Raw genomic sequence first — 25,731 nt, 5'->3', positions numbered from 1 at the left:
CCCCGCCGCCGGGAAACACGGGTGAGACGAGATTTTCATCATATGGACGCCGGCCGCCCCGTTCTCCGTCACCGCCCGCCGGAATACGCTCCGCGAAGGGACGCCGATATCCACCGGCGACCTGGTTTCCAGCGTGTTTCGTCACGCCGTACCACGAGGCGGGGAAATTGTGAACGACCCCCTTACCACGACCACACAATCGCCTCCCCCGGCCAAAATGTTCGACACGTCGCTGCGAATGCGCGCCGACGGCCCGCGCGGGCTTCCCGTGCTCAACAATCTGAGGTTCCTCACCAGGAGCGCCTTCTACGCGCTGCGCGCGATGGCGCCGTACCACTCCCAGCCCGTCGTGCCGGTGACCTCGGGCAACGCCTCCATCGTGGTGGCGCTCGGCGAGCCGTCGGTGCGCCAGGTCCAGACCGACAACGCGACTTTCCACCGCGCCGCGGACGGCGTTTTCAACATCCCGCAGGGACGGCCGTACTCGCGCATGTTCGAGGCGGTCATCACCGCCAACGGCGAGGAGCACCGCAGGCGCAGGCGACTGCTGATGCCGGTGGTGCACAGAACGGCGATGGAGCATTACCAGGAGGTGTTCGCCGAGACATTCCGGCGATCACGGTTCGCCGGCTCCTCCGAGCCGTTCGACATGGTCGCGGAATTCCTGTGGATCTCCAAGGTGAACATGCTGCGGTGCCTGCTCGGGACCGCCGATCCCGAGCGGCATCTGGATGTCGCCGACGACATTCTGCGGGTGAGCGACCTGGTCGCTCACCCGCTGGTGATCCTGCTGCCCTGGGAGCGCCCCTGGACCCCGTACGGCCGGTGGGTGCGCTCCACGGCGGAGGCCTACGAGCATCTGGCCCGGCTGATCGAGCGGCGGCGCGGCGAGCCGGTGCGGCCGGACGCCCTCTCGATCATCTGCCACGCCACCGACGAGGACGGCGACCGGCTGACCACCGAGGAGGTGGCCGGCGAGCTGCACGGGTTCTTCGCGGCCGGGTTCGAGACCACCGCGATGACCATGACGTGGGCACTGGTCACGATGCTCGCCGCCGAGGAAGCCGGGGAGCTGGACCTGACCGATCCCGCGATGCTCGACGCGGTGATCAAGGAGTCGCAGCGCCTGCTGCCCGTCGTCCCTCTCGGCCTGCCGCGCCGGGTGACGGCGGACGTGCCGGTGAACGGCTCGGACCCGGTGCCCCGGGGCGCGTTGCTGTTCACCGCCGCGGTGGTCGCCCACCACGACCCGGTGGTCTTCCCCGACCCGTACGCCTTCCTGCCGCGCCGCTGGCTGGACGGCGCCGCGCCCTCGCCGTACGAGTACTTCCCCTTCGGCGTCGGCGCCCGCCGCTGCCTCGGGGCGGCCTTCGCCGAGGCACAGGTCCGCACCACACTCGGCATGATCGCCCGGCGTCCCCTCCCCCGCCTGCTGACCACCCGCGTCGACTACCGCATGAAATCCGGCGTCACCGCCGCCCCGAGGGCCCCCGTCCACGTCCACCCGGTCCCGGGCCCGCGCCCCCGGCTCACCGGGAGCGTGACCACTCTGTGGCGTCAGTGAAGGAAGGGCGCCCGCCGCCGCGTCAGGACCCCGGTCCGGCGCGACGGCGGGCGAGCCACCAGCCCGCGGCGGCGAGGACCACGACCGCGGCGGCGGCGATCGGGAACGTCCACACCGGCGCGGGCCCGCCACCGGAGACGGGCGTCGCGGTCAACGAGGACGGCGCCGGGCTCACCGGCGCGGGCTCCGGCGGCGCGCTCGCACCGGGAGCCGGGCTCCGCGCGGGAGCGCCCGGCTCCGGCGACGACGGGGGGACGGCGCCCCCCGGCGGCCGCTCCGGGCTCCCGAGGGCGGCGAGAAGGTCGGCGGGCAGCGGCGACTCCGCCGGGATCCCGTCAGCGGCCCGCAGCCGTCCCGTCCCCGGCCGCACCTGCTGGTTGCCCGCACACAACGAGGTGGTCAGATCGACCCCGGGATCCACCGCCAGCAGCCCCGAAGGACCGGAGGCCGCGAACACCAGATACCGGTTCCCCGCCCCGAAATTGACACCGCACGCCGCGCTGTCGCGGTTGGTGGCGACCTGGTACGTCGACGCCGCCTTCCCCTTGTACACCTGGTCACTCCGGAAGGTGTAGACGACCGGCGGCGTGACCCCCGAGGGCCCGCCCCCCACCTCCCGCGCCGCCACCACCGTCCCGGTGAAGACCGCCGCCGCTCCCCGCATCTGGTCCTCGGGTCTCAGCGGCGCGCAGGAACACGCGCACGCCGTCCCCGGCAGGACGACCACGGCGGCAGCGACCAGCAACATCAGGGTGACCGCACGGAACTTCATGCCCCCATCACGTATCACGCGGCCCGACGGTTCGACCCGCCGACAGACCGCCTGACCCCGGATCCAGGGCGAAACGCCCTCACCTGCATAATCGCCAACGTGCATACCCCCATTCCCCCGGTCGTCGCCCACGGCGCCATGCGGGACACGGAGCAGCCGGACCTGCGGACCGGGGAGCTGGTGCTGCGGCCCTGGCAGGCAGGGGACGTCGCGGTGGTGCGGGAGGCGTTCACGGATCCGGCGATCCAGTTGTGGAACCTGGAGGGGGCGCTCGGCGAGGACCAGGCGGCCCGGCTCATCGCGGTCTGGCAGGCCCGGTGGCGGCTGGAGACCGGCGCGTCCTGGGCGGTCACCGACGGGCGCGCGGTGCTCGGGCGGGTCGCGCTGCGCACGATCGACCTGGCGCTCGGCCTCGGCGAGGTCGCGTACTGGACGCTGCCCGCCGCCCGGGGACGCGGTGTCACCGTGCGGGCGGTCACCGAGCTGGCCCGCTGGGCCTTCGACGACCTCGGGCTGCACCGGCTGGAACTGCGCCACTCCATGGCCAACCCCGCCTCCTGCCGCGTGGCCGTCCGCACCGGTTTCACCGCCGAGGGCGTACTCCGCAGCTCCCTGCGGCACGCCGACGGCTGGCACGACATGCACATCCACGGCCTGGTCCGCTGACGACCCGGCGGCCGAGGGCGGAAGGCCTGACCGGGACGGGCGGCCGGCCCGCAGTCGCCGGTGTCCGTGCGGTGGCCGCCGGATGAACGGGATCCGTCTCACGGTCCGCGACGAACGGTAATGTTTCGGGCTTGAGACTTTTCCGCTCCAGGCTGCTCGGGCCGGCGCTGGCGACGCTCAGCCTGCTGGTGCTGGTCGCGCCAGGCCCCGTGTACCGGCAGGAGCCGCCCGAGCCGCGGCTGTGTGACGAGCGGCCCCGGACACCGGCGCCCGCCGTCTTCGGTGCGGCCGTCCAGATCGGGGACGGGCACACGAACATCACGGCGGTGGCGTTCGGGCGGCTCGGGGCGCGGACGGTGGCCGTCAGTTCGGGCGAGGAGGGGACGCTGCGGGTGTGGGACGTGCCGTCGCTCGCACCGGCCGGCGAGCCGGTCGACGTGGGGCGGCCCCTGAGCGTCATCGGGTCGCGGACGTTCCGGGGCGAGGAGCTCGCCGTGGAGCGGGACCAGGCGCCGGTCATCCGGCTCTCCGGCCGGCCCACCCGGGTGACCGCCGGCGACGAGCTCGTGCTGACCGACGTCGCCACCGGGCACCGGGTGGGGCCGCGTGCCGGGCTCGGGGAGGACAACGGCGTCAACGGGCTGGTGGTGCTGAACATCGGCGGCCGGCCCACGGCGGTCGTCAACGACGACGGCGGGGACGAGAACGAGCCGGGGCCCGACCCGCTGCGCTTCTTCGACCTGCGCACGGGCAGGCCGCTGGCGGGCATCGCCGGCGACTTCTCCGCAGTGCGCAAGGTGTCCCTGCGCGACCGCGTGGCGCTGCTCACCGTGAACCAGCCCCTGGACGAGGAGGGCACGGCGTCGGGCGCGATCACCCTCTGGGACCCGGTCACCCGCCGCGCGCTCGCGGTCATCCCGGGCCCGCGGCTTCCGGCCGCCGACGGGCGCATCATGTTCCGCGGGCTCTTCGTGGCCACCAGGTCCATCGGCGGCCACGCGTACGCGCTGACCGGCGGCGCCGACGACACTGTGCGGCTGTGGGACCTGGACACCGCCCGGCTGGTGGCCTCCGCCGGGCCGGAGGGCCACACCGACGAGATCGAGTGGGTCACCGCCACCACCGGCGGCGCGCCGATCGCCGTCACCGCCGGGTACGACGGCCGGATCGTCGTCTGGGATCTCGCCGCCCGCCGGCGCTCCGGCCCGCCCATGACCCACCCCGGCGGCCCGGTGCACATGGTCACCGCGGGACGGACGGCCGGGCGGCCCGTCGTCGCCGGCCAGGGCGGCGGCCTGCTGCGGCTGTGGGACCTGACCACCCGCACCGGGATCGGCGAGCCGATCCCGGTGCCGGAGACGGCCCGGGCCGTCGAGTTCGGTGGCCGCATACTGCTGCTGGACGCCGCCGGCGGGCGTACCCGGGTGACGGACCTCGCCACCCGGGCCACCGTGGGCGTGCCGGTGGCCGTGAGCGCCGCCCGGCCCGGCCGGTACACGCTGATCGACCTGGACGGACGCACGGCGGTGGTGGAGGTGCGGCGGCGGTCCCGCGTGTCGGACCTCGCCACGGGGCGGCGCCTGCGCACCGTCCCCGGGGTCGGCGGGGACAGCGGGGCGTTCACCACCGGCCGCCTGCGCTGCGCCCCTGTGGTGCTGTCGGGACGCGGCGAGGCGGTGCGCATCTGGGACCCGCGCACCGGCAAGGAGGTCGCGCCCCCGTTGCGCGGCCACCGGAAGGGCGTCCAGCAGGTCCTGTCCGGCAGGCTCGGCGACCGGCCGGTCGCGGTGACCCTGGCGGGTGAGGGCACCGTGCGGGTCTGGGACCTCACCCGGTCCGCCGTCCTCGGCACCGTGGACACCGGCCCGGCGTTCGTCCGGGTGACCCTCGGTGCCGTGGCAGGCCGCGGCGTGCTGGTCGCCGCGGGGCGCGACGAACGGGTCCGCATGTGGGACCTCGGCCCCGCCCCGGGGTGACTCAGCGGGCCCGGGCCTCCTCGGGGAGGTCCAGGTAGTGCTCGACGCGGTCGAAGGCGCCGTTCCACGCCGTCCCGGCGAAGAAGTCGCGCTCCTCGACGGTGCGCAGGCCGCTCTGGTTGACGGTCATGCGGGTCTTGCCGTCCAGATCCTCGAACAGCACCTCGACCGTGGTGTCCAGGCGGTCGCCGTCCGGGCTCCAGCCGGTGGAGCTCAGCACCAGGCGGCGCGGCCGGTCGACGATCTGGAAGACGTTGCGCTCCCGGAACGGCTTGTCGGCGTCGCCCCAGGCGAGGACCCACTCACCACCCACCCGCGGGTCGCACTCGGCCTCGACGAAGCTCCCGTCGGGACGCCCGTCCGGCCCGAGGACGAACCAGATCTTCTGCGCCTCGGCGTCGGTGAACGCGTCGAAGACGACCTCCGGGGGATGGTTGAACACACGTTCCACGCTCAGGTCGTGATTCACTGGTTTCCCTTCTTGCTGTCCAGGTAGGCCTCAAGGCCGTCGAGCCTGCGCTCCCACTGGCGGCGATAGGTGTCGATCCACTGCACGGCGTCCTCCAGGTGGCCCGGGCCGAGCCGGCACGTGCGCACCCGCCCGGTCTTCTCGGTGGTGACCAGCCGCGCCTCCTCCAGCACCTGGATGTGCTTCTTGAGACCGGTCAGCGTCATCCCGAACGGCTCGGCCAGCTCACTGACGGAAGCCGGCCCACCGCCGAGCCGGACGAGGATCTCGCGCCTCGTCGGGTCCGACAGGGCGGCGAACGTTCGGTCGAGCAAAGACTGAACCATATGGTTCACTATAGCCCGCCGCCTGCGGCGGAGTCAACGCTCGCCGGCCCCGCGGGCGAGCGCGAGCACGGCGGGCGCTCCCACCGCCATCTCAGAAGCGATCCGCCCGTCCTCGTCCACCAGCCCCCCGTCGGCGTACCGTGCGCCCCGAAACAGCGGCCCCACCGTGAACCCCTCATCAGCCGGCACCGGCGCCACCAGCCCGAGACCCGGGTCTCCTCAACCGTCCCTGTGGAGACGACGACCAGCGCCACCCCGCCGGGCTCCGCCTCCCATGCCCTGAGATCGGGAAGCATGCGCTCGCAGAACCCGCACGCCGGATCCCAGGACAACAGAAGGCTGCGCCTCCCCCGCAGCTCCCCCGTCCCGGACGCCTCCCCACCGGGCCCGTCCAACCTGAACTCCGGCGCGACCGCCCCGACCACGAGCCCATCCGGCGCCGTCACCTCACGACCGTCCGCCCCTCGGACTCACCACAGCCGCCCGCCCCCACGAACTCCTCACGGCCGCCCGCCATCCCCGACTCACCACAGCCACCCGCCACCACCGGCTCGTCACCACCGGCGGGTTCCGCCGGCACTGGAGGACCCACCGCCCGCTACGGGAGGCCGCCCGGAGGGCGGAAAGGTCGTGGCGGCGCCCCGCTGGACCATGGTGGCCGCGGCGGGAGTGCTCGCCGTGGCCCTGGTGGCGGGGTGTTGGCCGCACGGGCACGGGGCGCGCCGGACGTCAAGGCACGGCCCACGGGTGGCGGCGGCCCCGCGCCGACGGACGGCCTGCCGTCGGCCACGGCCGTCTCGCCCGGGGGCACGTCCCCCCCCCGGTCGCCGGCGCAGGGACGGGGACGGCGAGGAAGTGCTGCGTTCGGGACGGCTGGAGCTCGGGCCGGAGGACAAGGTGGACTTCGAGACCGGGACGGCCGGGGCTGTCCTCGGGGCCGACCTGTACTTCCCCACGGAGACCACGCCGCTGCCGGCGCACCTGGTCGCCGCGGCGGATCCGGCGGTGCTCGCCCGGTCCCCGCACGGTGGCCGGGTCGCCTGCGGGCGGGCGCTGGAGGCGAGGGCGGACCGGACGGCGGACCTCGCCGCGGTCGGGGCGGGGCGGTCGTTCTGCGTCACAACCACCGAGGGGAACGTCGTGTCCGCCACGATCGTCCTCTGTCGGCCGTCCGCCCCGCAGCGCTTGGTGCTGGATTTCACCACGTGGCGACCGTGACAGAGCTCGCAGGGATGCCGGCCTGACCCCACGGCCCCTGGTGCCGGACCTCACCGCCTGCCGGCGTGACGGCGGTCAGACGGAGGTCGGACTGCCCCCGCCGCCCCGGGTACCGGACTTCACCGCCTGGCGGTCAGACGGAGGTCGGCATCGGCCCGCCGCGCCAGGTGACGGCGTCCGTCAAGGCGGTCGCCAGGTCCGGTTCGGCGTGGCCCAGGTCGGCGTAGGCGCGGTGCAGGTTCGGGACCAGGCGTTCGGCGTCTGCCCAGTCGGCGAACTCGCCCAGGTCGGCGCGGCGGGCGGTGTCCAGGGGGGACAGGCCGTCGCGCAGGCCGTCGCGTGCCGTGTCCATGACGTACCGGTAGTAGCGCTCGTGCTGGGCCAGTACGCCTGGGAGGTCGGCGCCGGGGATGAGGGGGCCGTGGCCGGGGACGACGTGGGCGGCGCCGAAGGTGGCGAGCCAGTCCAGGGAGCGCAGGGCGCCTTCGACCGAGCCCATGAGGACCAGCGGGGTCAAGCCGTGGAACAGCAGGTCGCCGGTGAACAGCACCCGTTCCCCGGGCAGCCAGGCCACCACGTCGCCGGGGGTGTGGGCCGCGAAGCCGGGGTGCGCGAGGTCGACGCGCCGGCTGCCGGCGAACACGGTCAGGTCCGTGCGGAGGACCACGTCCGCCACGCGCCGCGTGACCGCGCCCCAGTCGGGCACCGGTGACCAGAAAGGCGGGCAGCCGTCGATGACCGGGTCGGCGAGTTGCGCGGCCCGGGTGGCCTCGTGCGCGATGAGCAGCGTGCCGGCGGGCAGCAGGCTGTTGCCGTAGGTGTGGTCGCCGTGCTGGTGGGTGTTGACGGCCACGCGGACGGGGGCGTCGCCGGTGGCGGCCGCGACGGCGTCGAGGAACAGCCGGGTGCGGCGCTCGGTGGCGCAGGTGTCCACCAGCACGACCTCGCCGTCCCCGGCGACGGCCCCGGCGTTGTTGATCCACCATGTGCCGTCGGGCTGCACCCAGGCGTACACCCCGTCCGTGATCTCCCGCAGCGCCGCCGCTCCCGGCGACGTGTCGGTCCCCGCGCCCATCGTCTCCACCTTCACTTCGAGGTCCCTTCCCGCCCCGAGATGATGCCGCATGCCATGATGCCCCGCCCGGCGAACCCCCCGGAACGGACGCAGGGGGCTGTCCAGCCGTGTCCAGGATCGTCCACATATCACCGCGTGCCCCGCGACCATGTGGCCCAGAGGGCCGGACGGACGGGGCCCTGCCCCATCGCTGAAAGGTTCATGGGAAGTGAAGCGAAGAATGATCGCGCGGCTCCTCGCGGGAGCCGCAGTGGTGCTCGGCGTGCTCGGGGGCGCGGCCGGGCCCGCGCTGGCGGAGGAACCGCTGCCGGCGCCCGCCAACGTGCAGGCGCTGCACGTGTCCGACACCGGTGCCGACCTGCAGTGGTTACGCAACGGGGCGTCGGCGCAGGACGTCGTGGAGTTCAAGGTCGGCGCGGTGTGGCAGGAGTACGCCCGGGGGTTGTACGGGCAGTTGATCGTCACCGGGCTGACGCCGGGCACCACGTACACCTTCCGGGTGTACTCGATCCCCGTCGCGGGGCTGGGGTACACCACGAGCGCCCGTTCCGCGCCGGTGTCGTTCACGACGCTGAGCGGGCCGGACACCGTGCCGCCCACCACGCCCGCGGCGCCGACGTTCAGCAGTGTGACCACCACGGCGGGCAACGCCTTCTGGCCGGAGACGACCGACAACGTGCAGGTCGCCGGGTACCACCTGCAGCAGCTCGTCGACGGGACGTGGACGACCATCCGTACCGTGGGGCCCGCGGCGCGGTTCCAGTCCTTGGCGGGGTTGTCCCCCAGCACCTCCTACAGCTACGCGGTGATCGCCTTCGACGCCCGCGGCAACCAGTCGGCCAGGTCGGCGACCGGCGTGCTGACCACGCTGCCCGCCACCGCGGTGCCGTCGTGCACCGTCCAGATCATCACCTACAACCCGGGCTTCACGGCGAACGTGTCCGTCGTGAACACCACCACCGCGCCGATCACCGGCTGGACCGTCCGGTTCACCCTGCCGGCCACGGCGACCGCGAACAGCGTGTTCGGCGGCGTGCTGACCCGCGACGGGGCTACCGGCACGCTCGCCCCGAGGTCGTTCACGAACACCATCGGCCCGGGCGGGCGGCTCTCGACCGGCTTCGCCGGCTCGGCCGTCCCGTTCACCCCGCCGAGCGAGTTCTCGTTCAACGGGGTGCCCTGCACGTCGTGACGTGAAAGCGGCCCGCGCCGTCTCCCGCGCGGGCCGGGGCGTCATGACGCGGACGGCCCGCACTCGCGCGCGGGCCGTCCGGCGTGGTTACTATCCCCCATCGACGGTCGTCCCCTCGGGCCTGCCGAGCCCCTTCCTGACGTGGCGGCGTGGCGCGTCGCCGAGGTCCGCACCGTGGCGGACCTCGCGCGCATCCTGCGCGGGCTGCGCCGCCGCCATGCCCGCAGGCAGGGCCGGCCCGAGCTGACCTACCGTGAGCTGGCCGCCGCCACCGGGTGGTCGCACGGCATCATCGGGGAGTACCTGTCCGGGCGCATCCTGCCGCCCACCGAGCGTTTCGACGTGCTGATCGGCCTGCTCGGCGCGAGCCCCGCCGAGATGGGTGCCCTGGCCACCGCCCGCGACCAGGTCGAGGAGAACCGCCGGGTGGCGGCGCCGGCCGAGGGGCCGGTGCCGCGGCAGCTCCCGCTCGACGTGTTCGGGTTCACCGGCCGCGCCGGGCAGCTCGCCGGCCTGGACGCCATGCTCGCCGCGGGCGAGCGCCGTCCCGCGGTGGTGATCTCCGCGGTGGCGGGCACCGCCGGGGTGGGGAAGACGGCCCTGGCGGTGCACTGGGCGCACCGGGTGGCCAAGCGGTTCCCCGGCGGCCAGCTCTACCTCGACCTGCGCGGGTACGATCCCGGCAGTCCCGTGCCGGCCGCCGACGCGCTGGCCGCCTTCCTGCGCGCCCTCGGCGTGGAGCCCGCCGACATCCCCGACGACGTCGCCGAGCGGGCCGCCCTCTACCGCACGCTGCTCGCCGGGCGCCGCATGCTGGTGGTGCTGGACAACGCGCACAGCGCCGACCATGTGCGCCCCCTGCTGCCCGGCACGCCGTCGTGCATGGTGGTGGTGACGAGCCGCGACGCCCTCGCCGGGCTGGTGGCGCGGGAGGGCGCCCTGCGCATCGACCTCACCACGCTCACCCCGGACGAGTCAGCCGACCTGCTGCGCACCCTCATCGGGCCCCGGGTGGACCAGAACCCGCTGCCGCTCGCGCTGCGGATCGCCGCCGAGATGGCCACGTCACGGCCCATGGCGCCCCTGTCGGAGCTGGTGGCCGAGCTGCGCGACGAGCAGCGACGCCTGGACCTGCTGGACGCCGCCGGCGACACGCGCACGGCGGTGCGGTCGGTGTTCTCCTGGTCGCACCGCCACCTGCCCGCCGCGGCGGCCCGCCTGTTCGACCTGCTCGGCCTGCACCCGGGCCGGGAGTTCGACATGTACGGCGCCGCCGCGCTGGCCGGCACCGGGACGGGACGGGCGGCCGCGCTGCTGGACGAGCTGGCCCGCGGTCACCTCGTCGAGCAGGTGGGTCCCGGCAGGTACACCATGCACGACCTGCTGCGCGCGTTCGCGGTGGAGCGCGCCACCGAGGGGCGGGAGCCGCTGACCCGGCTGTTCGACCACTACCTGAGCACCGCCGCCGCGGCGATGGACACGCTGTACCCGTACGAGCGCGGACGGCCCGTGGTCCCGCCGCCGCGCCCCCCCGCCCCGCCGGTCGGCGAGCCCGGCCAGGCGTCCCGCTGGCTGGACCGGGAACGGCCCACCCTGGTCGCGGTGGCCGTGCACGCCGCGCGGCACGGCCGGCCGCGGCACGCCGTCGACCTGTCCCGTGTCCTGTGGCGTCATCTGGAGGTGCACTGCCACTACCAGGAGGCGCTCACGCTGCACGGCGCCGCCGCGGAGGCCGCGCCGGCCGGCGGCCACGGCCTGGCCGGGGTGCTGACCAACCTCGGCGGCATCCGCTGGTGGCTGGGCGACCACCGTGAGGCGCGGGCCCTGTTCGAGCAGGCCCTGGAGAGCGCCAGGCGGGAGGGCGACGCCGAGGGCGAGGCCCGGGTGCTCGGGCGGCTCGGGCTGGTGCACGAGCGGCTCGGCGACCTGGAGCGGTCGCTGGACGTGCTGCGCGCCGCGCTCGCCGTCTTCGAGCGGACCGGGAACCGGCACGCGCAGGGCGCCCAGCTCGTGAACATCGGCATCATGTGCCGGCGGCTCGGGCGGTACGAGGAGGCGGCGGCACGCCAGACGCGGGCCGCCGAAGTGTTCGCCGAGGTCGGCGACCTGCGCCTGCGGGGCTACGCGCTCGGCAACCTCGGGGCGCTGTACAACCTGCTCGGCCGGCACGACGAGGCGCTCGAGCACCTCGGCCAGGCGCTCGCCGACTGCCGCGCGGCCCGCGACCCGGGCGGCGAGGGCAGCGCGGTCGGCACGATGGGCGCGGTGTACCTGCGGGTCGGGCGGCACGCGGACGCGCTGGACCACCTGCACCGCGCGCTCGCCATCAGCCGTGAGACGGCGGACCGCAACCTGGAGGTCGAGACGCTCAACACGCTCGGCGAGACGCTGCACGCCATGGGGCAGCCCGACTCGGCGCTGGCCCGCCACCGGGCCGCGCTGGCGCTGGCCGAGCGGACCGGCGACCGGTACGAGCAGGCCCGCGCGCTGGACGGCGTCGCGCACGTCCTGTCCGGCACCGGCCACACGGCGCAGGCCCGGGAGCACTGGCGCGCCGCGCTGGCCGCCTACCGCAGTCTCGGCGTGCCCGAGGCGGACCGGGTGCTGGCCCGCCTCGGCGACCCTCCGGCGGCCGATGACGCGAAACGCCGCATCGGCCGGGCCGGAGGGACGTAGCGTGACCGCATGGGCAAGATCCTTGTCGGCACGGCCTCCTGGACGGACAAGTCTCTGCTCGCCTCCGGCTGGTACCCGCCCCACGCCGCCGGCGCCGAGGCGCGCCTCGCGTACTACGCCTCCCGGTTCCCGCTGGTCGAGGTGGACGCCACCTACTACCACCCGCCGGCCGAGCGCACCGCCGAGCTGTGGCGCGACCGCACCCCGGACGGCTTCACCTTCAACGTGAAGGCGTTCTCCCTGCTCACCCAGCACCCCACCCGGGTGGACGCCATCTACAAGGACCTGCGTGAGCGGCTCGCCACGTCGAAACGCACCGTGTACCTGCGGGACGTGGACCCCGCCGTCGTGGAGGAGGTGTGGCTGCGGTTCACCTCCGCGCTGCGCCCGCTGCACGACGCGGGCAAGCTCGGCGCGGTGCTGCTGCAGTTCCCGCAGTGGTTCCCGCGCGGCGAGGCGAACCGGCGATACATCCTGGAGTGCCGGGACCGGTGCCTGCCGCTGCCCGTCTGCGTGGAGTTCCGCAACACCACCTGGATGAGCGAGGAGAACCGCGCGGGCACCCTGGAGTTCCTCGCCGTCAACGACCTGCCGTACGTCTGCGTGGACATGCCGCAGGGCCACCCCTCGTCGGTGCCGCCGGTGCTCGCGGCCACCGCGGGACTGTCGGTGGTGCGGCTGCACGGGCATTCGGACAAGTGGACGAGCAGGATCATCGAGGAGCGTTTCGGCTACCTGTACTCCGAGGAGGAACTGGACGACTGGGCCGGCCGGATCGCCGGACTCGCGGCCACCGCGAAGACCACGCACGTGCTCACCAACAACTGCTGCGCCGACAACTCGCAACGCAACGCGGCCCGCCTCATGGACCTTCTCGCCGCCCGCGACGCCGGCGTCGTCCTGCCCCGCTAGGCCTGTTTTCCGCACGAGCCCGAATGTCCCTGGTCAGGTGTTCTGTGATATTCGGTGCGGTGAGTGATCCGTGCAGGTCGTCGAGGGCGATGTGCGGAAAACGGGGCTAGGAGCCGGGGGACGGACGGCGGGCACGCGCCTCTCCCCCGGCCGGGCGGGCGGAGCCGGCCGGGCCGAGCAGCGGGTCGGCGTCCCGGGCGGCGAAGTCCCGCGCGGCACGGCAGAAGGCGCGCACCCTGGCGGTGCGCGCGGTGGCCCGCCAGATCAGGCGCCACTCGTACGGCGGCCCGTCCTCCAGCGGGACGTACGCGACGTCGGGCCGCGCGTCGTAGCGTGCCGCGTGCGCGGGCACCGGGAAGACCCCTCTGCCCGCGCCGACCAGGGCCAGCATCTCCTGGACGGTGCCGAACCCGGGGCCGCGCTCGATGGGCAGCCCGCCCGGCGTGCGGGCCGGCACCACGCTGCGGTCGAGGTAACCGGGCACCTCGCCGGGGCGCAGCACCGGTTCCCGTGCCAGGTCCTCCATGCTGACCGAGGCGCGCCGCGCGAACGGGTGCCGCGCCGCGACCGCGAGGGCGGACGGCTCGCGGAACAGCACTTCCCCGGCCTCCAGATCGGGCTCGTCCACCGGCGCCGCCGCGAGCAGCACGTCCACCTCACCGGCACGCACCAGCGCCAGCGCGTCGCTGTACCTCGCCTCCCGGATCAGCACCTGGCACCCGGGATACCCCGCCTGGAACGTCTCGGCGACCTGCAGCAGGAACCGTCCCACGCCCGTGCCCACGAACCCCGCCCGCAGCACGCCTTCCACGCCGCGTCCCGCCGCCACGGCCCGTTCGATCCCCTCCAGGACGCATCGCCAGGCGGGACGCAGATCGTCGTGCAGGCGGCTCCCGATCGGCGTCAGCGCCACCCGGCGGCTGGTCCGCTCGAACAGCGGCGCCCCGATCCGCCGCTCCAGCCGCTTGACGGTCTGGCTCACCCGGGCGACCGACACCCCGAGCCGGTCGGCGGTGCGCCCGAAGTGCAGTTCCTCGGCCAGGGTCAGGAATATCTCGATCTCCCGCCGCTCCACCCGCCTGCCTCCGCCCGGTTCGTTAACCCATGAGTTAACGATCCTTGCACAGCGGGGACTTGCCCGGCCGCCCCTTCCTGCATGATCGTTGAGGGGTCAGGATCCCGCACGCAGGAGTGACCCCACCGTGAGCCCTCTCCAGACCGCCGTACTGCTGGCCGCGGTCGTCACCACCGGCCTGACGGCCGGCCTGTTCGCCGTCTTCGCCCACGCGGTGATGCCCGCGTTCGCCCGCTCCTCCGACCGTGTGCTGGTCGAGGGGATGCAGAACATCAACCGCACCATCCTGAACCCCTTGTTCATGATCTGCTTCCTCGGCCCGATCCCCCTGCTCATCGCCGCGGTGGCCGTCCTCTGGGGCGATCCGTCCCTCCCCTGGCTCATCGCCGCCCTGGTCCTGTACGTGGGGTCGTTCATCGTCACCATCGCCGGCAACGTCCCCCTGAACAACCGTCTCGACCAGGCCGGCGACCCCGACCGCGTGCCCGACCTCGGCGCCGTGCGCCGCGCCTTCGAACCGCGGTGGGTCACCCTCAACCTCGTCCGCACGATCGGCCACACCCTGGCCTTCGCCTGCGCGGCCTACGCCCTGGCTTTGGCCTGACCTGGATCCGGTTCACCTGCGGTAGCGGACGTGCAGGGCGCGGATGTCCTCGGTGAGCTCGTCCACCGGCCCCTCGACCTTCACGCGGAGGGCGACCTGCCCGGCGGGGATGGCGGCGACCGGCGACCCGGGGACACCGAGCGCGGTGAGCCATTCGACGAGCTGGCGGGAGGAGGCCACGTAGACGATGCGCCCGAGCCCCACCCAGCCGTGGGCGGCGGCACACATGGGGCAGTGCTCGCCGCTGGTGTAGACGGTCGCGGCGGCGCGTTCCTCGCGGGTCATGTTGGCGGCGGCCCAGCGGGCCAGGGCGAACTCGGGGTGCAGGGTCTGGTCGCCGCCGGAGGTCTCGCGGTTGCGGTCCTCGGCCAGCACCGTCCCGTCCCCCGCCACCAGCACCGACCCGAACGGCTCGTCGCCGGCCTCCAGCGCCTCCCGCGCGAGCGCGACGCACCGCCTCAGATGCTTGAGCTCCGCTTCGTCCCACATGACGTTCTCCTCGTCTCGACCGGCGCGTCCGGCCATTGTCACAGACCACGCGTACGGCCTATCGTGGCCGGTGGCGCCGTCCCGCGCCCGACCTCCTGACCGCGCGCCCACGCCGCGCGGCCCCGCGGAGGCGCAGGGGATCATGTCCTCGGGCACCGAAGCCACCGGGCCAGGTCACACGACCGTTTCCCCGACGGCGGGGCTCGCACGGCGCGTGGGGTGTGCGGCGCCGCCGCGAGGATCGACCGATGACCGAGCGCAAGCATCTCAAGAGACTCGTCCGCGCGCGGATGGCGCGGACCGGCGAGTCGTACTCCACGGCGCTGCGCCACGTCGCCGCGGCCCGCGAGCCCCGGCCCCACCGCGCGGCGCTGCCGGGCTACACCCGGTTCGGCGGCGGCGTCCACCACGACTCCGCCCTGCTGGCCCACGTCCTCGCGCAGGCCGGCGTGGTGTCGCCGTGCACCGGTCTGCCGTACACCGAGGCCGCGCTGGCCGGTCTCGGCGGCGGGATCGGGTTCATGTACGCCGTGTTCGAGTACCGCGGCCACGACCCGATGACCACCCTCGTCACCCAGGCGCACCCCGCCCCCATGATCGTCACCGCGCTGACCAGGGCGGGCATCCCGCACGACGTGCTGCGCACCACGTCCCCCGCGCGGGCCGAGGCCGCGCTGCGCGGCGTCCTCACCGGGGGCCGCGCCGCCGTGTGCCGGGTGAACCGGTACGCGCTGCCCTGGCGCCCCGGGTACCCGTTCCCCGACCCGCTGGAGGTCGGCGTCGCCGGCATCGAAGGTGACACGGTGCTGCTCGACGACCAGTGCGCCGAGCCGCAGGAGCTGCCGGTCGGCGACCTGATGGCCGCGTGGTCCGCCCTGCCCAAGGCCCGTCACCACATGGTCCACGTCACCGGCGCTCCCCGGGACGATCCGCGGGGGGCGCTGCGGGACGCCGTCGCCGGCACCGTGGCCGGCCTCACCGGGCCCGTGCTCGGCAACTCCTTCGACGTCAACTTCGGCCTGAGCGGCATGCGCCGCCTGCGCGACCAGCTCGCCGACACCCGGACCAGGCAGGGCTGGCCCCGCCGCTTCGCCACCGCCCGCGCGTTCTTCACCGCGATGACGCGCCTCCACGACTGCCTGGAGATCGAGTACGGCGCCCCCGGGGCCATGCGCCCCCTCTACGCCGCTTTCCTGGACGAGGCCGCCGGAGTCCTGGACGCCCCCGCGCTCACCGAGGCCGCCACGCTCTACCGCGAGGCGGGCCGCCTGTGGTCCGTGGTCGCCTCCACCGCACTGCCGCCGGAGTTCCGCCGTTACCGCGCGCTGGTCATGGAGTCCGAGGAACTGCTCCTGACCGAGGGCCACCGCGCCGTCCCGCGCCTGCGGGCGGCCCGGGAGGAGGCCGCCGGCCTGGCCGCGGTCTACGGCGAGACCGACCCTCTCGGGCCCGAGGGCCGCGCCGGCCTGCTGGCCACGCTGGCGGAGCGGGTGGCGCAGGCCGTACGGGTGGAGGAGGACGCGGTGCGGCTTCTCGCCAAGATCTGACCCGGGTGCGCCTTTCCGCCGGGAATGGCGCTCTATACGGTAGGGGGGTATATTGGCCGTCATAAGAGCACGACCCCCGCCGAAGGGACGCAGACGATGTCCGAGCACACCCACTCCGCGCACGCGGGCCATGCCGCCGGGAAGGCGACCTGGGGGATGGCCGTCTCCGCCACCCTGCACTGCCTCACCGGCTGCGCCATCGGCGAGGTCCTCGGCATGGTGATCGGCACGGCGTTCGGGTGGCACGACGCGGCCACCATCGCCGCCGCCGTCGCGCTGGCGTTCTTCTTCGGGTACCTGCTCACCCTGCTCCCGCTGCGCCGGGCGGGCGTGGGGTGGCGCACCGCCGTCAAGCTGGCGCTGGCGGCCGACACCGTGTCGATCATCGTGATGGAGATCATCGACAACTCCGTGATGCTGGTCATCCCCGGCGCCATGGACGCCGGCCTCACCAGCCTGCTGTTCTGGTCCTCCCTGGCCGGGTCGCTGGTGATCGCCTTCCTCGTCACCACCCCGGTCAACAAGTGGATCATCGGGCGCGGCAAGGGCCACGCCGTGGTGCACGCCTACCACCACTGAGGACACGCGCAACCAATCTTCATCCGCGCGCTCACCGGTGAAAGTTGCATGCCGTACGACCACGTCCGGACAGGTCAGGCGGCACCGGGGCCCCGGCGCGGTTGCCGGGGCGTGCGGTGGGCGTGCACGGTGGGCCGATCCGTTGAGGGAGGTTGCGCATGCGCAGCAGGCTGCTCAAGTTCACGGTCGTGTCGGCGTTGCTCGCGGCGGGCGCGGTGCCGATGACCGGACCGGCGCAGGCCGACGCGGGGCCGCGGCTCACCGTCGACCCGGCCGCGGGCAGGCACCCGATCAGCCCGTACATCTACGGCATGAACTTCACCGACGAGGGGCTGGCCGCCGAGCTGCGGCTGCCGGTCCGCCGGTGGGGCGGGAACGCGACGACGCGGTACCACTATCTGTACGACACCACGAACCGCGCGTCCGACTGGTTCTTCGAGAACATCGCCGAGGAGAACGACCACCCGGAGCTGCTGCCCCGCGGCTCGTCCACCGACGAGTTCGTGGACCAGAACCGGCGTACCGGCACCAGTTCCATCCTGACGGTGCCGCTGATCGGGTGGGCGCCGAAGGCCAGGGACGGCTCGTGCGGCTTCTCGGTGACCAAGTACGGCCCGCAGCAGCGCACCGACGAGTGGCGCCCCGACTGCGGCAACGGCGTCAAGCCGGACGGCACCAACGTGACGGGCAACGACCCGCACGACACCAGCGTCGAAGTGGGGCCGCAGTACATCAGGGACTGGCTGCGCCACCTGACCACCACGTACGGCACGGCCGCGCGCGGCGGGGTGAAGTTCTACAACCTGGACAACGAGCCGGACATCTGGCACTCCACCCACCGCGACGTGCACCCGCAGGGCGCGAGCGCCGCCGAGCTGCGCGACCAGACGTACAAGATCGCCGCCGCGGTGAAGGCCGCCGACCCGAGCGCCAAGACGCTCGGCCCGGTCGGCTGGGGCTGGACGTCGTGGGACTACTCGGGCCTGGACCAGGAGACCTGCTCCCGCACCGGCTGCTGGGGCGACCCGCCGGACCGGGCGGCGCGCGACGGGCTGCCGTTCACCGCGTGGTACCTGCGCGAGATGAAGAAGTACCAGGACACCAACCGCAAGCGGATCCTGGACTACTTCGACATGCACTTCTACCCGCAGGCCCCTGGTGTGGCGTTCGGCAACGGCGCCGACCCGGCGACCAACGCGCTGCGGCTGCGCTCCACCCGGGCGCTGTGGGACCCGTCGTACACCGACGAGAGCTGGATCGGCACCCAGGTGCGGCTGATCCCCCGCATGAAGGAACTGATCGCGGCGCAGTACCCCGGCACCAAGACCGCGATCACCGAGTACAACTGGGGCGCGCTCGACTCGATGAACGGCGCGCTGGCCCAGGCGGACATCCTCGGCATCTTCGGCCGCGAGGGCCTGGACCTGGCCACCCTGTGGGCGCCGCCGTCGGCGGACCAGCCAGGCGCTTACGCGTTCCGCATGTACCTCAACTACGACGGCTCGGGCTCGCGCTTCGGCGACGTGTCGGTCAGCTCCACCAGCGCCGACCAGGGCGCCCTCGCGGTGTACGGCGCCCGCCGCACCCGTGACGGCGCGCTGACCCTGATGGTCGTCAACAAGAGCACCACCGACCTGACCAGCCCGGTGAGCATCGCGACCGCCCGCCGCGGCACCGCGACCGCCTACCAGTACTCCGCGGCCTCCCCCGCCGCGATCGTCCGCGCCGCCGACCAGCCCATCGCCGCCGACGGCACGTTCACCCGCACCTTCCCGGCCGGCTCGGTCACGCTGCTGGTCGTGCCGAGGACGGCGCTCCGCTAGATCCACTCCCGGGACCCGCCGCCGCGGCTTCCCGGCGCCCGCGCACGGCCGTGGGCGGCCCTTCGCCAGGGCCGCCCCGGCTCGCGGACGTTCTACAGCGGGATGTTGCCGTGCCTGCCGCGGTTCTCCGGAAGCGAGGAGAAGGCCTCCACCAAGCGGCGGCGGGTGCGGGCGGGGGTGACGACCTCGTCGACCACGCCGAGGGACATGGCGCGGTCGACGCCGCCCGCGATGCGGCGGTGCTCCTCGACCAGCTCGGCACGCAGCTTCTCGCGGTCCTCCTCGGGGGTGGCCGCGAGGCGCTTGCGGTGCAGGACGTTGACGGCGGGCTCGGCGGCCATCACGGCGACCTCCGCCTCCGGCCACGCGAACACCGCGTCCGCGCCGAGGGAGCGGGAGTTCATCGCGATGTACGCGCCGCCGTAGGACTTGCGGGTGATGAGGGTGACCCGGGGCACGACGGACTCGCCGAAGGCGTGCAGCAGCTTGGCGCCGCGGCGCACCACGCCCTCCCACTCCTGGCCGACGCCGGGCAGGTAGCCGGGGACGTCCACGACGACGAGCAGCGGCAGGCCGAACGCATCGCACATGCGGACGAAACGGGAGGCCTTCTCGGCGCTGAGGGAGTCCAGGCAGCCGCCCTTGCGCAGCGGGTTGTTGGCCACCACGCCGATGGAGCGCCCGCCGAGCCGGCCGAGGCCGACGACCATGTTGGGCGCCCACTTCGGCTGCAGCTCCTCCACCGCGTCGCCGCCGCCGTCCAGGATGCGGCGCAGCAGCGGCCGCACGTCGTAGGCGCGGCGCGGCCGGTCGGGCAGCAGGCCGATCAGGTCGTGGTCCTCCTCCCCCGCCTCCTCGATGTCGAACTCGCCGGGGCGGGCCAGCAGGCCGGTGATGCGGCGGGCGTGCAGGTACGCCTCGGCCTCGGTCTCGGTGACCACGTGCACGACTCCGGACTTTCTGGCGTGCACCTCGGTGCCGCCGAGCCCGGCCATGTCGATGCGCTCGCCGGTCACCATCGAGATGACGTCGGGACCGGTGATGAACACCTTGCCCTGCTCCGACATGATGACGAGGTCGGTGAGGGCCGGGCCGTACGCCGCCGCCCCCGCGGCGGGGCCGAGCACGACCGAGATCTGCGGGACGCGTCCTGAGGCCCGGATCATCGCCTGGAACATGCGGCCCACCGCGTCCATGGACTCCACGCCGTCGGCGAGCCGTGCGCCGCCGGAGTGCCACAGGCCGATGACCGGGCGCCGCCGCACGACGGCCTCGTCGATGGCCGCGATGATGCGGGCCACCTCCTCGGTGCCCAGCGAGCCGCCCATCAGCGTGGCGTCGGTGCAGTAGGCCATCACCGGCGAGCCGCCGATCCGCCCTCGCACCGCGGCCACGCCGCCCCCGCCCGGATCGTGGATCGGCTCCACCGACCCTTCGTCGAGCAGGGCGGCCAGCCGTACCAGTGGGGCCCTGGGATCCGGCGTCACCTGGGTGATCGTCATCGACAGCTCCGTTCAGACATGAATGAGCACAGCGGTGAAGAAGGTCCTTGGTGCACGGCTCCACGGGTAACGGGCGGACGCGTCCCCTACGTCGCCGGTTCGACCTTACCCCGGCGCCCGGTCACGGCGGCAGGTTCCGGACAGATGCTCACATCGCGTCGGGCCAGGCCCCCGCGAGACGCCGCGCGACGGCGGTGTTCAGCACCAGGACGCCCCGCGTGGAGGCGGGGTTCAGGCCCGTCAGCTCACGGACACGCTGCAACCGGTAGTCCAGCGTGCGGGGGTGGACGTGCAGCGCCGCGGCGGCCCGCAGGCGGTTCATGTCGCACCCGTAGTAGACCTCGAGTGTGGCCACGAGGTCGGGCCCGTCACCCAGCCGGCGGGCCACCTCGTGCAGCCACTCGTCGGCCTCGGGCACCCGCGCGGCGCCGAGCTCGACGAAGACGTCGGCGAGGGTGCGGGCACGGCGCGGCACCTTCTCGAACGGCGCCGCCTGGCTGACCCGCCGCGCCAGGGTGTACGCGCCCGCGAGCGCGTCCACATGCCCCGAGGCCGCGCCCACCGAGCACGGCCGCCCGATCGACGCGGCGAAGTCACGCGCCACCTGCAGCGCGCGCTCCTCGGCCTGCGCCCCGTCACCGGGCACCAGCGCCACGAACTCCTCCGGCGTAGGCCAGGCCAGCGGGATGGGATGCTCCTTCACCAGCAACTCGATGACGTCGTCCCGCGGCCCGCCCGCCCGGCGCATCGGCCGCCCCCCGACCCGCACCACCGTCACGACGTACCGCTCCGGCACCCCCATGCCGAGGTTGAGCGCCAGTTCCGTCGCGGCCGGGTCGTCGGCCAGCAACGCCTTCGCCAGCAACTGCACCCGGGCGGCCAGCGGCAGCAGCCGCTGCTGCCCCGCCATGTAGCCCCGGCTGTACGCGGCCTGCGCCGTCGTGCCGTGCGGGCCGAGCCAGTCGAGCGTCATCATCAGTGCTTCGAGGTCGTCCGGCCCCGCGGCCTCCTGCACCTCACGCAACGTCAAGGTGGTGTGCAGCACGAGCACGCGCCGATGGGAGGCGAGCGACACCCCCTGCTCACCGCGCTCCTTCCCCATCGCCGCCATGTAAGCGAGGTCGTCCTCACTGAACGGCCGGTTCTCCTCGGCCAGCTCGAACGTACGCCGCCGCAGCGCGACCGCGAATTCGAGCAACGAGGCACGTCCGCGCTCGTCCTCGCACATCGTGCGGTAGTCGGCCATCTCGCGCGTGTAGAGGTCGACCGCCCGACGAGCGTTGGCATCGGCCCGTTGGCGCAGCACGCGGAAGAAGCCCCTCATTCCTGACCCCTTTGTCGGTGTGGGGGACGCGGGTCCCGAGTCATGCTACTTAGCCGAATCGTGACCAGCGCGACTCCAACCAGATATGCGCCCGGAATTCCAGTTTTCCGACATCCGTTTATGGATGCTCACGAAGCACCCGATGCGCTCACCAGGTGTTGCACAACTCGATATATCGAAACTTCGTGAAAATTGATGAAATAAACGCCAATTCACCCCTCCTCCCTCACCAACCTCACCACTCCCCCCGCACCCGGCACACCCCACCGCACCGACGGCGTGCGGCCGTGGCGGGAGGCGCGACGGGGCGCTTTCCCGGTCGCGCGGCAAGCCCTAGGGTGGGGCCCTGCGTCATCGCGCCGAGAGGATCCAAGAGGTGGTCGTGCGCCCGCGTGCCCTCCGGCCGGGAGAACCTGAGCAGATAGGCGAGTACCGGCTGAGCGGGGTGCTCGGCGAGGGCGGGCAGGGCGTCGTCTATCTCGGCGAGGGGCCGTCCGGGGCGCGGGTGGCGGTGAAGGTGCTGCACGCCAGAGGCGCGGCGGACGCCGAGAGCCAGCGGCGGTTCCTGCGGGAGGCCGACACCGCGCGCAGCGTCGCGCCGTTCTGCACGGCGCGGGTGCTGGACGTGGGCACCGCCGACGACCGACCGTATGTGGTCAGCGAGTACATCCCCGGCCTCTCCCTGGCCGAGGCGGTCGCGGCCGACGGCCCGCGCACCGGCAGCGGGCTGCACCGCCTGGCGGTGGCCACGCTGACCGCGCTGGCGGCGATCCACCGGGCGGGCATCGTGCACCGCGACTTCAAGCCGAGCAACGTGATCCTCGGCCCCGAAGGGCCGGTCGTCATCGACTTCGGCATCGCCCGGGTGGTCGGGCACGGCACCACGTCCACCGGCCTGGTGGGCACCCCCGCCTACGTCTCCCCCGAGCAACTCGCCGGCCACACCCCCGGCACCCCGTCCGACCTGTTCAGCTGGGCCGCCACGATGGTCTACGCCGCCACCGGCCACCCGGCGTTCCCCGGCGACAACGTCCCCGCCCTCCTGTACGCCATCACCACCGCCGGCCCCGACCTCACCGGCGTCCCCGACGACCTCCGCCCCCTCCTGTCCGCCTCCATGACCAAGGACCCCGCCGCCCGCCCCACCGCCACCGCACTCCTGCACCGGCTGACCGGCGAGGACTCCGTCACCCCACCGACGACCACACCGATCCCGCACCCCCCGGGACACGACGCGCCGGCCCATGACGCGGCGGGCGAGACCCGGCCGGTCATCGCGGGCGCGCCGGTCAGGGGCCGGGTGCGGCGGCGGCTGCTGTGGCCCGCCGTGGCCGTCGCGGGGGCGGTGGCCGTCGCGGCGGGGGTGCTCCTGCTGCGTCCCGAGGCCGGCGGGGCGGAGCCCGAGGCGGGGGTGCTGTTGTACAGGGACGACTTTAGTGAGCGGGGGAACTGGGACGGGTACACGTTCGCGCCGGACGGAGCGGGCGACACACGGGTCACCCACGGGTATGAGATCGAGCGCGGCGTGTACAGCATCTACGCCGACCGGGCCGACCACTACGGGGCGGCGTTGTCGCCCGTGCCGGCCAAGGAACCGGCGGGGACCCCGGAACGGGACGTGCTGATCGGGGTGACCGCGCAGACCCGGGAGGGGACCACGGGACGCGCCTCTTTCGGGCTGCTGTGCCGCTGGGACGAGGACGTGCCCAACGGGTACGCGTTCACACTCGGGCTGGACGGGACCGCCCGCATCGTCAGGGTCACCCAGGGCAAGCGCCTCGACGTGACGCCGCCCGTCGAGCTCGCCGCCCCGCGCACCGGCCAGAACATCCGCGTCCAGGCGCGCTGCCGGCGGGCCGCCACAGGGGTCGCCCTCACGTTGTGGATCGACGGCGCCAAGACCCTCGACACCGTGGACACCGACCCGCCACCGGAGACCACGCACAGCCAGTCAGGCCTGCTCGCGCAGGTCCCCGAGGCCGACGGCGGCCAGATCACCGTCTCCTTCGACGACTTCACCCTGCACCGCCCCGGCTGAACGCGCATCCGCCCCGGAACCGGTGGAGAGATCACCGTCAGGCTCGACGACCGCACCCTCCACCGGTCCCGGTGAACGCGCACGCGCCCCGGAACCGGTGGAGAGATCACCGTCAGGCTCGACGACCGCACCCTCCACCGGTCCGGGTGAGCGTGTACGTGTCCTGGCCCGGCGGTCAGGCCTGCTGGACGATGTCGACCATCCAGCTCACGCCGAAGCGGTCGACGCAGGCGCCGTACTCGTCGCCCCACATCTGCTTCTCCAGGGGGGCCGACACCGTGCCGCCGGCGGAGAGCTTCTCCCAGTAGCCGCGGAGCTGGTCGGCGTCCTCGCCGCTGAGGCTGATGGTGACCGAGTCACCGACGGTGCGGGTCATGCCGGGCGGGGTGTCGGAACCCATGAGGGTGAAGCCCTCGGAGGTCTGCAGCATGCTGTGCATGACCTTGTCGGCCAGGTCGGGCTCGGGGGAGCCGAACTCGCCGAAGGTGCGCAGGGTCAGCTCGCCGCCGAACACGCCCTGGTAGAACTCCATGGCCTGGCGGGCGTCGCCGGCGAAGCTGATATAGGGATTGAGCCGGGAAGTCATGTGATCCTCCTGAATGGTCGCGCCGATGCCTGACCTGCCCACACTAGCGACGGGCACCGACAGGACCGGGCACGGGGCCGGAGGGGAAATCACGATCACCGCAGGGCCGATTCCATGGCCGATTCAACCCGAATTCATGTGTTATCCGAACTTTCATTAAGAAAAGACGCTTCGTTGCTCCGGCAACCAATTCACCCGCACGAGCCCACGGGCACCGGATGCGCCTCCACCGCCACCCCGGCTCAGATCCATCCGCGCCGGGTGGCCTCCATCGCGATCTGGAAACGGGTGCGCGCCCCGACCCGGCTCATCAGCTTGGTGACGTGCCGCTGCACGGTCCGCTCGCTCCAGCCGAGGGCCCGGCCGGCCGCCTTGTCGGTCGCCCCCGAGGCGAGCAGGGCCAGCAGCCGTGTCTCCTCCGCCGAGAGGTCCTCGGTGTCGAGCGCGCCGAGCCGGACCGGGACCGCGCGCTCCCACGTCACCTCGAACAGCGCGACCAGCGCGTCCAGCAGCGGCGAGGGGTGGATGAGGTAGGAGGCGGTGACCGTGTCGTCGCCGGACCGCAGCAGCGGGAGCATCGCCAGCCGGTCGTCGGAGATGGCGAGCTTCATCGGCACCTCGGCGATCCTGGCCTGCTCGCCCTGACGCACGCCGGCGGTGACGTCGTCCAGCCAGCCGGGCAGCTCCAGGGCGCTCTTGTCGTAGATGACGCGGTACCGCACCCCGCGCTGGAGCAGGGCGAGCTCCACGTGGTTGGACTCGGTGTGCCCCTGCGGCGCGGCGTAGGGCGGGCGGTCGAAGCCGCGCATCTGGGCGTGGGTCTCCTGCTGCATGCGGACCCAGCGGTGGATGACCTCGTCGCGCCCGGAGATGACCTCGATGAGCTCCCCCGGGTGGGCGAACCGGGTGCCCGCGCGGTACATCTCCATCAGCGTCCTGATGTGCAGGCGGACGTCCTGGAGCCCCGCCTCGTGCTCGCGCAGCACGGCTTCCAGGCCGCTGTCCGGCGAGACGGCGACGTACCGGAACGGGCGCGCGGCCGAGCGGGTGGCCAGGCCGAGGCCGGCGAGCGTGCGCAGCGCCCGCCGGACGCCCGACTCGGGCAGGTGGCAGTCCTGGACGAGCTCGGCGATGGTGGCCTGCGTCCGCCGCACCAGGGCTCCGTACACGGTCTCGTCCTGCTGGCTCAGCCCGATCGCCTCAAGCACGACGCCTCCCCGATGTCCTCCGATGACCCGGCGTTCATTGTCGCATTCCCGTCACCTGTCCGGTATTCGCCGCTTTTCTACCTTGTCCACCGGTCGTGGCACATGTCAGC

Annotated in this window: 23 protein-coding genes; 12 read left to right on the top strand and 11 right to left on the bottom strand. The window is 73.5% G+C overall.

Annotated elements, in window-relative coordinates; translation table 11 throughout:
* Positions 1-217: 217 nt before the first annotated feature.
* A complete protein-coding gene (locus ABGB17_RS01830) occupies positions 218-1,564 on the top strand; it encodes a cytochrome P450 (RefSeq protein ID WP_347625907.1) in 1,347 nt (448 codons plus the stop codon).
* A 22-nt stretch (positions 1,565-1,586) separates the two neighbouring features.
* Here the strand turns inward: ABGB17_RS01830 and ABGB17_RS01825 are convergent, their stop codons facing one another.
* Positions 1,587-2,336: a hypothetical protein gene (locus ABGB17_RS01825; protein ID WP_347625906.1), complete on the bottom strand. Its 750-nt coding sequence runs from the start codon at positions 2,334-2,336 to the stop codon at positions 1,587-1,589.
* 99 nt (positions 2,337-2,435) lie between these two features.
* On the opposite strand from ABGB17_RS01825, the gene ABGB17_RS01820 reads away from it, so the two are divergent.
* On the top strand, positions 2,436-3,002 hold the full coding sequence (locus tag ABGB17_RS01820; protein WP_347625905.1) for a GNAT family N-acetyltransferase: 567 nt from the start codon (positions 2,436-2,438) through the stop codon (positions 3,000-3,002).
* A 131-nt stretch (positions 3,003-3,133) separates the two neighbouring features.
* Positions 3,134-4,978: a WD40 repeat domain-containing protein gene (locus ABGB17_RS01815; RefSeq protein ID WP_347625904.1), complete on the top strand. Its 1,845-nt coding sequence runs from the start codon at positions 3,134-3,136 to the stop codon at positions 4,976-4,978.
* A gap of 1 nt (position 4,979) precedes the next feature.
* Here the strand turns inward: ABGB17_RS01815 and ABGB17_RS01810 are convergent, their stop codons facing one another.
* Genes ABGB17_RS01810 through ABGB17_RS01800 form a run of 3 tightly spaced genes read right to left on the bottom strand, consistent with a single transcriptional unit; the run spans position 4,980 to position 5,962 of the window.
* Positions 4,980-5,447, bottom strand: a complete 468-nt coding sequence (locus tag ABGB17_RS01810; RefSeq protein ID WP_347625903.1) for an SRPBCC domain-containing protein — start codon at positions 5,445-5,447, stop codon at positions 4,980-4,982.
* Positions 5,444-5,761: a metalloregulator ArsR/SmtB family transcription factor gene (locus ABGB17_RS01805; protein ID WP_347625902.1), complete on the bottom strand. Its 318-nt coding sequence runs from the start codon at positions 5,759-5,761 to the stop codon at positions 5,444-5,446. The genes ABGB17_RS01810 and ABGB17_RS01805 overlap by 4 nt, the downstream gene beginning before the upstream one ends.
* Positions 5,762-5,806: 45 nt before the next feature.
* A complete protein-coding gene (locus ABGB17_RS01800; RefSeq protein ID WP_347625901.1) occupies positions 5,807-5,962 on the bottom strand; it encodes a hypothetical protein in 156 nt (51 codons plus the stop codon).
* A gap of 666 nt (positions 5,963-6,628) precedes the next feature.
* Here ABGB17_RS01800 and ABGB17_RS01795 point away from each other — a divergent pair.
* Complete coding sequence (locus ABGB17_RS01795) at positions 6,629-6,991, top strand: hypothetical protein (RefSeq protein ID WP_347625900.1); 363 nt, start codon at positions 6,629-6,631, stop codon at positions 6,989-6,991.
* 133 nt (positions 6,992-7,124) lie between these two features.
* On the opposite strand, the gene ABGB17_RS01790 is transcribed toward ABGB17_RS01795, so the two are convergent.
* Positions 7,125-8,066, bottom strand: a complete 942-nt coding sequence (locus ABGB17_RS01790) for an MBL fold metallo-hydrolase (RefSeq protein ID WP_347625964.1) — start codon at positions 8,064-8,066, stop codon at positions 7,125-7,127.
* A 208-nt stretch (positions 8,067-8,274) separates the two neighbouring features.
* Between ABGB17_RS01790 and ABGB17_RS01785 the strand changes: the two genes are divergently transcribed.
* The 3 genes from ABGB17_RS01785 (at position 8,275) to ABGB17_RS01775 (ending at position 12,846) form a co-directional block, all read left to right on the top strand.
* On the top strand, positions 8,275-9,258 hold the full coding sequence (locus ABGB17_RS01785; protein WP_347625899.1) for a cellulose binding domain-containing protein: 984 nt from the start codon (positions 8,275-8,277) through the stop codon (positions 9,256-9,258).
* A gap of 141 nt (positions 9,259-9,399) precedes the next feature.
* On the top strand, positions 9,400-11,934 hold the full coding sequence (locus ABGB17_RS01780; RefSeq protein WP_347625898.1) for a tetratricopeptide repeat protein: 2,535 nt from the start codon (positions 9,400-9,402) through the stop codon (positions 11,932-11,934).
* 9 nt (positions 11,935-11,943) lie between these two features.
* Positions 11,944-12,846 carry a DUF72 domain-containing protein gene (locus ABGB17_RS01775; RefSeq protein WP_347625897.1) on the top strand — a complete coding sequence of 301 codons (903 nt, stop codon included), beginning with the start codon at positions 11,944-11,946 and terminating at the stop codon, positions 12,844-12,846.
* A 106-nt stretch (positions 12,847-12,952) separates the two neighbouring features.
* Here the strand turns inward: ABGB17_RS01775 and ABGB17_RS01770 are convergent, their stop codons facing one another.
* Positions 12,953-13,921, bottom strand: coding sequence for a LysR family transcriptional regulator (locus ABGB17_RS01770; RefSeq protein WP_347625896.1), 969 nt, complete (start codon positions 13,919-13,921; stop codon positions 12,953-12,955).
* A 127-nt stretch (positions 13,922-14,048) separates the two neighbouring features.
* Here ABGB17_RS01770 and ABGB17_RS01765 point away from each other — a divergent pair, with 127 nt between their 5' ends.
* Complete coding sequence (locus ABGB17_RS01765; RefSeq protein ID WP_347625895.1) at positions 14,049-14,525, top strand: anthrone oxygenase family protein; 477 nt, start codon at positions 14,049-14,051, stop codon at positions 14,523-14,525.
* A 12-nt stretch (positions 14,526-14,537) separates the two neighbouring features.
* Here ABGB17_RS01765 and ABGB17_RS01760 read toward each other — a convergent pair whose 3' ends face one another.
* Entirely contained in the window at positions 14,538-15,014 is a 477-nt protein-coding gene (locus ABGB17_RS01760) for a nucleoside deaminase (RefSeq protein WP_347625894.1), read from the bottom strand.
* 248 nt (positions 15,015-15,262) lie between these two features.
* Between ABGB17_RS01760 and ABGB17_RS01755 the strand changes: the two genes are divergently transcribed.
* From ABGB17_RS01755 to ABGB17_RS01745, 3 genes are all read left to right on the top strand, one after another.
* The gene (locus tag ABGB17_RS01755) at positions 15,263-16,561 is read left to right on the top strand and encodes a DUF4872 domain-containing protein (protein WP_347625893.1); all 1,299 of its coding nucleotides are present in this window, start codon (positions 15,263-15,265) and stop codon (positions 16,559-16,561) included.
* A 96-nt stretch (positions 16,562-16,657) separates the two neighbouring features.
* The gene (locus ABGB17_RS01750; RefSeq protein ID WP_347625892.1) at positions 16,658-17,140 is read left to right on the top strand and encodes a DUF4396 domain-containing protein; all 483 of its coding nucleotides are present in this window, start codon (positions 16,658-16,660) and stop codon (positions 17,138-17,140) included.
* A gap of 158 nt (positions 17,141-17,298) precedes the next feature.
* Positions 17,299-18,963, top strand: a complete 1,665-nt coding sequence (locus ABGB17_RS01745; RefSeq protein ID WP_347625891.1) for a glycoside hydrolase family 44 protein — start codon at positions 17,299-17,301, stop codon at positions 18,961-18,963.
* Positions 18,964-19,055: 92 nt separating this feature from the next.
* Here ABGB17_RS01745 and ABGB17_RS01740 read toward each other — a convergent pair whose 3' ends face one another.
* Both ABGB17_RS01740 and ABGB17_RS01735 read right to left on the bottom strand, forming a co-directional pair.
* Entirely contained in the window at positions 19,056-20,465 is a 1,410-nt protein-coding gene (locus ABGB17_RS01740; RefSeq protein ID WP_347625890.1) for a carboxyl transferase domain-containing protein, read from the bottom strand.
* A gap of 148 nt (positions 20,466-20,613) precedes the next feature.
* Positions 20,614-21,789 (bottom strand): helix-turn-helix domain-containing protein, encoded by a 1,176-nt coding sequence (locus tag ABGB17_RS01735; protein ID WP_347625889.1) that lies wholly within the window; start codon positions 21,787-21,789, stop codon positions 20,614-20,616.
* A 376-nt stretch (positions 21,790-22,165) separates the two neighbouring features.
* On the opposite strand from ABGB17_RS01735, the gene ABGB17_RS01730 reads away from it, so the two are divergent.
* Entirely contained in the window at positions 22,166-23,827 is a 1,662-nt protein-coding gene (locus ABGB17_RS01730) for a serine/threonine-protein kinase (protein WP_347625888.1), read from the top strand.
* Between the two features lie 175 nt (positions 23,828-24,002).
* Here the strand turns inward: ABGB17_RS01730 and ABGB17_RS01725 are convergent, their stop codons facing one another.
* Together ABGB17_RS01725 and ABGB17_RS01720 are read right to left on the bottom strand one after the other, a co-directional pair.
* A complete protein-coding gene (locus ABGB17_RS01725; RefSeq protein ID WP_347625887.1) occupies positions 24,003-24,413 on the bottom strand; it encodes a VOC family protein in 411 nt (136 codons plus the stop codon).
* A 242-nt stretch (positions 24,414-24,655) separates the two neighbouring features.
* Entirely contained in the window at positions 24,656-25,621 is a 966-nt protein-coding gene (locus ABGB17_RS01720; protein ID WP_347625886.1) for a helix-turn-helix domain-containing protein, read from the bottom strand.
* Positions 25,622-25,731 lie beyond the last annotated feature (110 nt).

The sequence above is a fragment of the Sphaerisporangium sp. B11E5 genome, from assembly GCF_039871875.1.
GTDB lineage: Bacteria > Actinomycetota > Actinomycetes > Streptosporangiales > Streptosporangiaceae > Sphaerisporangium.
The sequence above is the reverse complement of the archived record's forward strand: the minus strand, read 5'-3'. Positions and strand labels throughout refer to the sequence as shown.

What these genes read in the sequence shown, in the direction of transcription:
- ABGB17_RS01745 (WP_347625891.1), top strand. Translation starts at nt 17,299, where the DNA reads ATGCGCAGCAGGCTGCTCAAGTTCACGGTCGTGTCGGCGTTGCTCGCG.
- ABGB17_RS01725 (WP_347625887.1), bottom strand. Translation starts at nt 24,413, where the DNA reads ATGACTTCCCGGCTCAATCCCTATATCAGCTTCGCCGGCGACGCCCGC.
- ABGB17_RS01830 (WP_347625907.1), top strand. Translation starts at nt 218, where the DNA reads ATGTTCGACACGTCGCTGCGAATGCGCGCCGACGGCCCGCGCGGGCTT.
- ABGB17_RS01750 (WP_347625892.1), top strand. Translation starts at nt 16,658, where the DNA reads ATGTCCGAGCACACCCACTCCGCGCACGCGGGCCATGCCGCCGGGAAG.
- ABGB17_RS01775 (WP_347625897.1), top strand. Translation starts at nt 11,944, where the DNA reads ATGGGCAAGATCCTTGTCGGCACGGCCTCCTGGACGGACAAGTCTCTG.
- ABGB17_RS01825 (WP_347625906.1), bottom strand. Translation starts at nt 2,336, where the DNA reads ATGAAGTTCCGTGCGGTCACCCTGATGTTGCTGGTCGCTGCCGCCGTG.
- ABGB17_RS01760 (WP_347625894.1), bottom strand. Translation starts at nt 15,014, where the DNA reads ATGTGGGACGAAGCGGAGCTCAAGCATCTGAGGCGGTGCGTCGCGCTC.
- ABGB17_RS01790 (WP_347625964.1), bottom strand. Translation starts at nt 8,066, where the DNA reads ATGGGCGCGGGGACCGACACGTCGCCGGGAGCGGCGGCGCTGCGGGAG.
- ABGB17_RS01740 (WP_347625890.1), bottom strand. Translation starts at nt 20,465, where the DNA reads ATGACGATCACCCAGGTGACGCCGGATCCCAGGGCCCCACTGGTACGG.
- ABGB17_RS01735 (WP_347625889.1), bottom strand. Translation starts at nt 21,789, where the DNA reads ATGAGGGGCTTCTTCCGCGTGCTGCGCCAACGGGCCGATGCCAACGCT.
- ABGB17_RS01755 (WP_347625893.1), top strand. Translation starts at nt 15,263, where the DNA reads ATGACCGAGCGCAAGCATCTCAAGAGACTCGTCCGCGCGCGGATGGCG.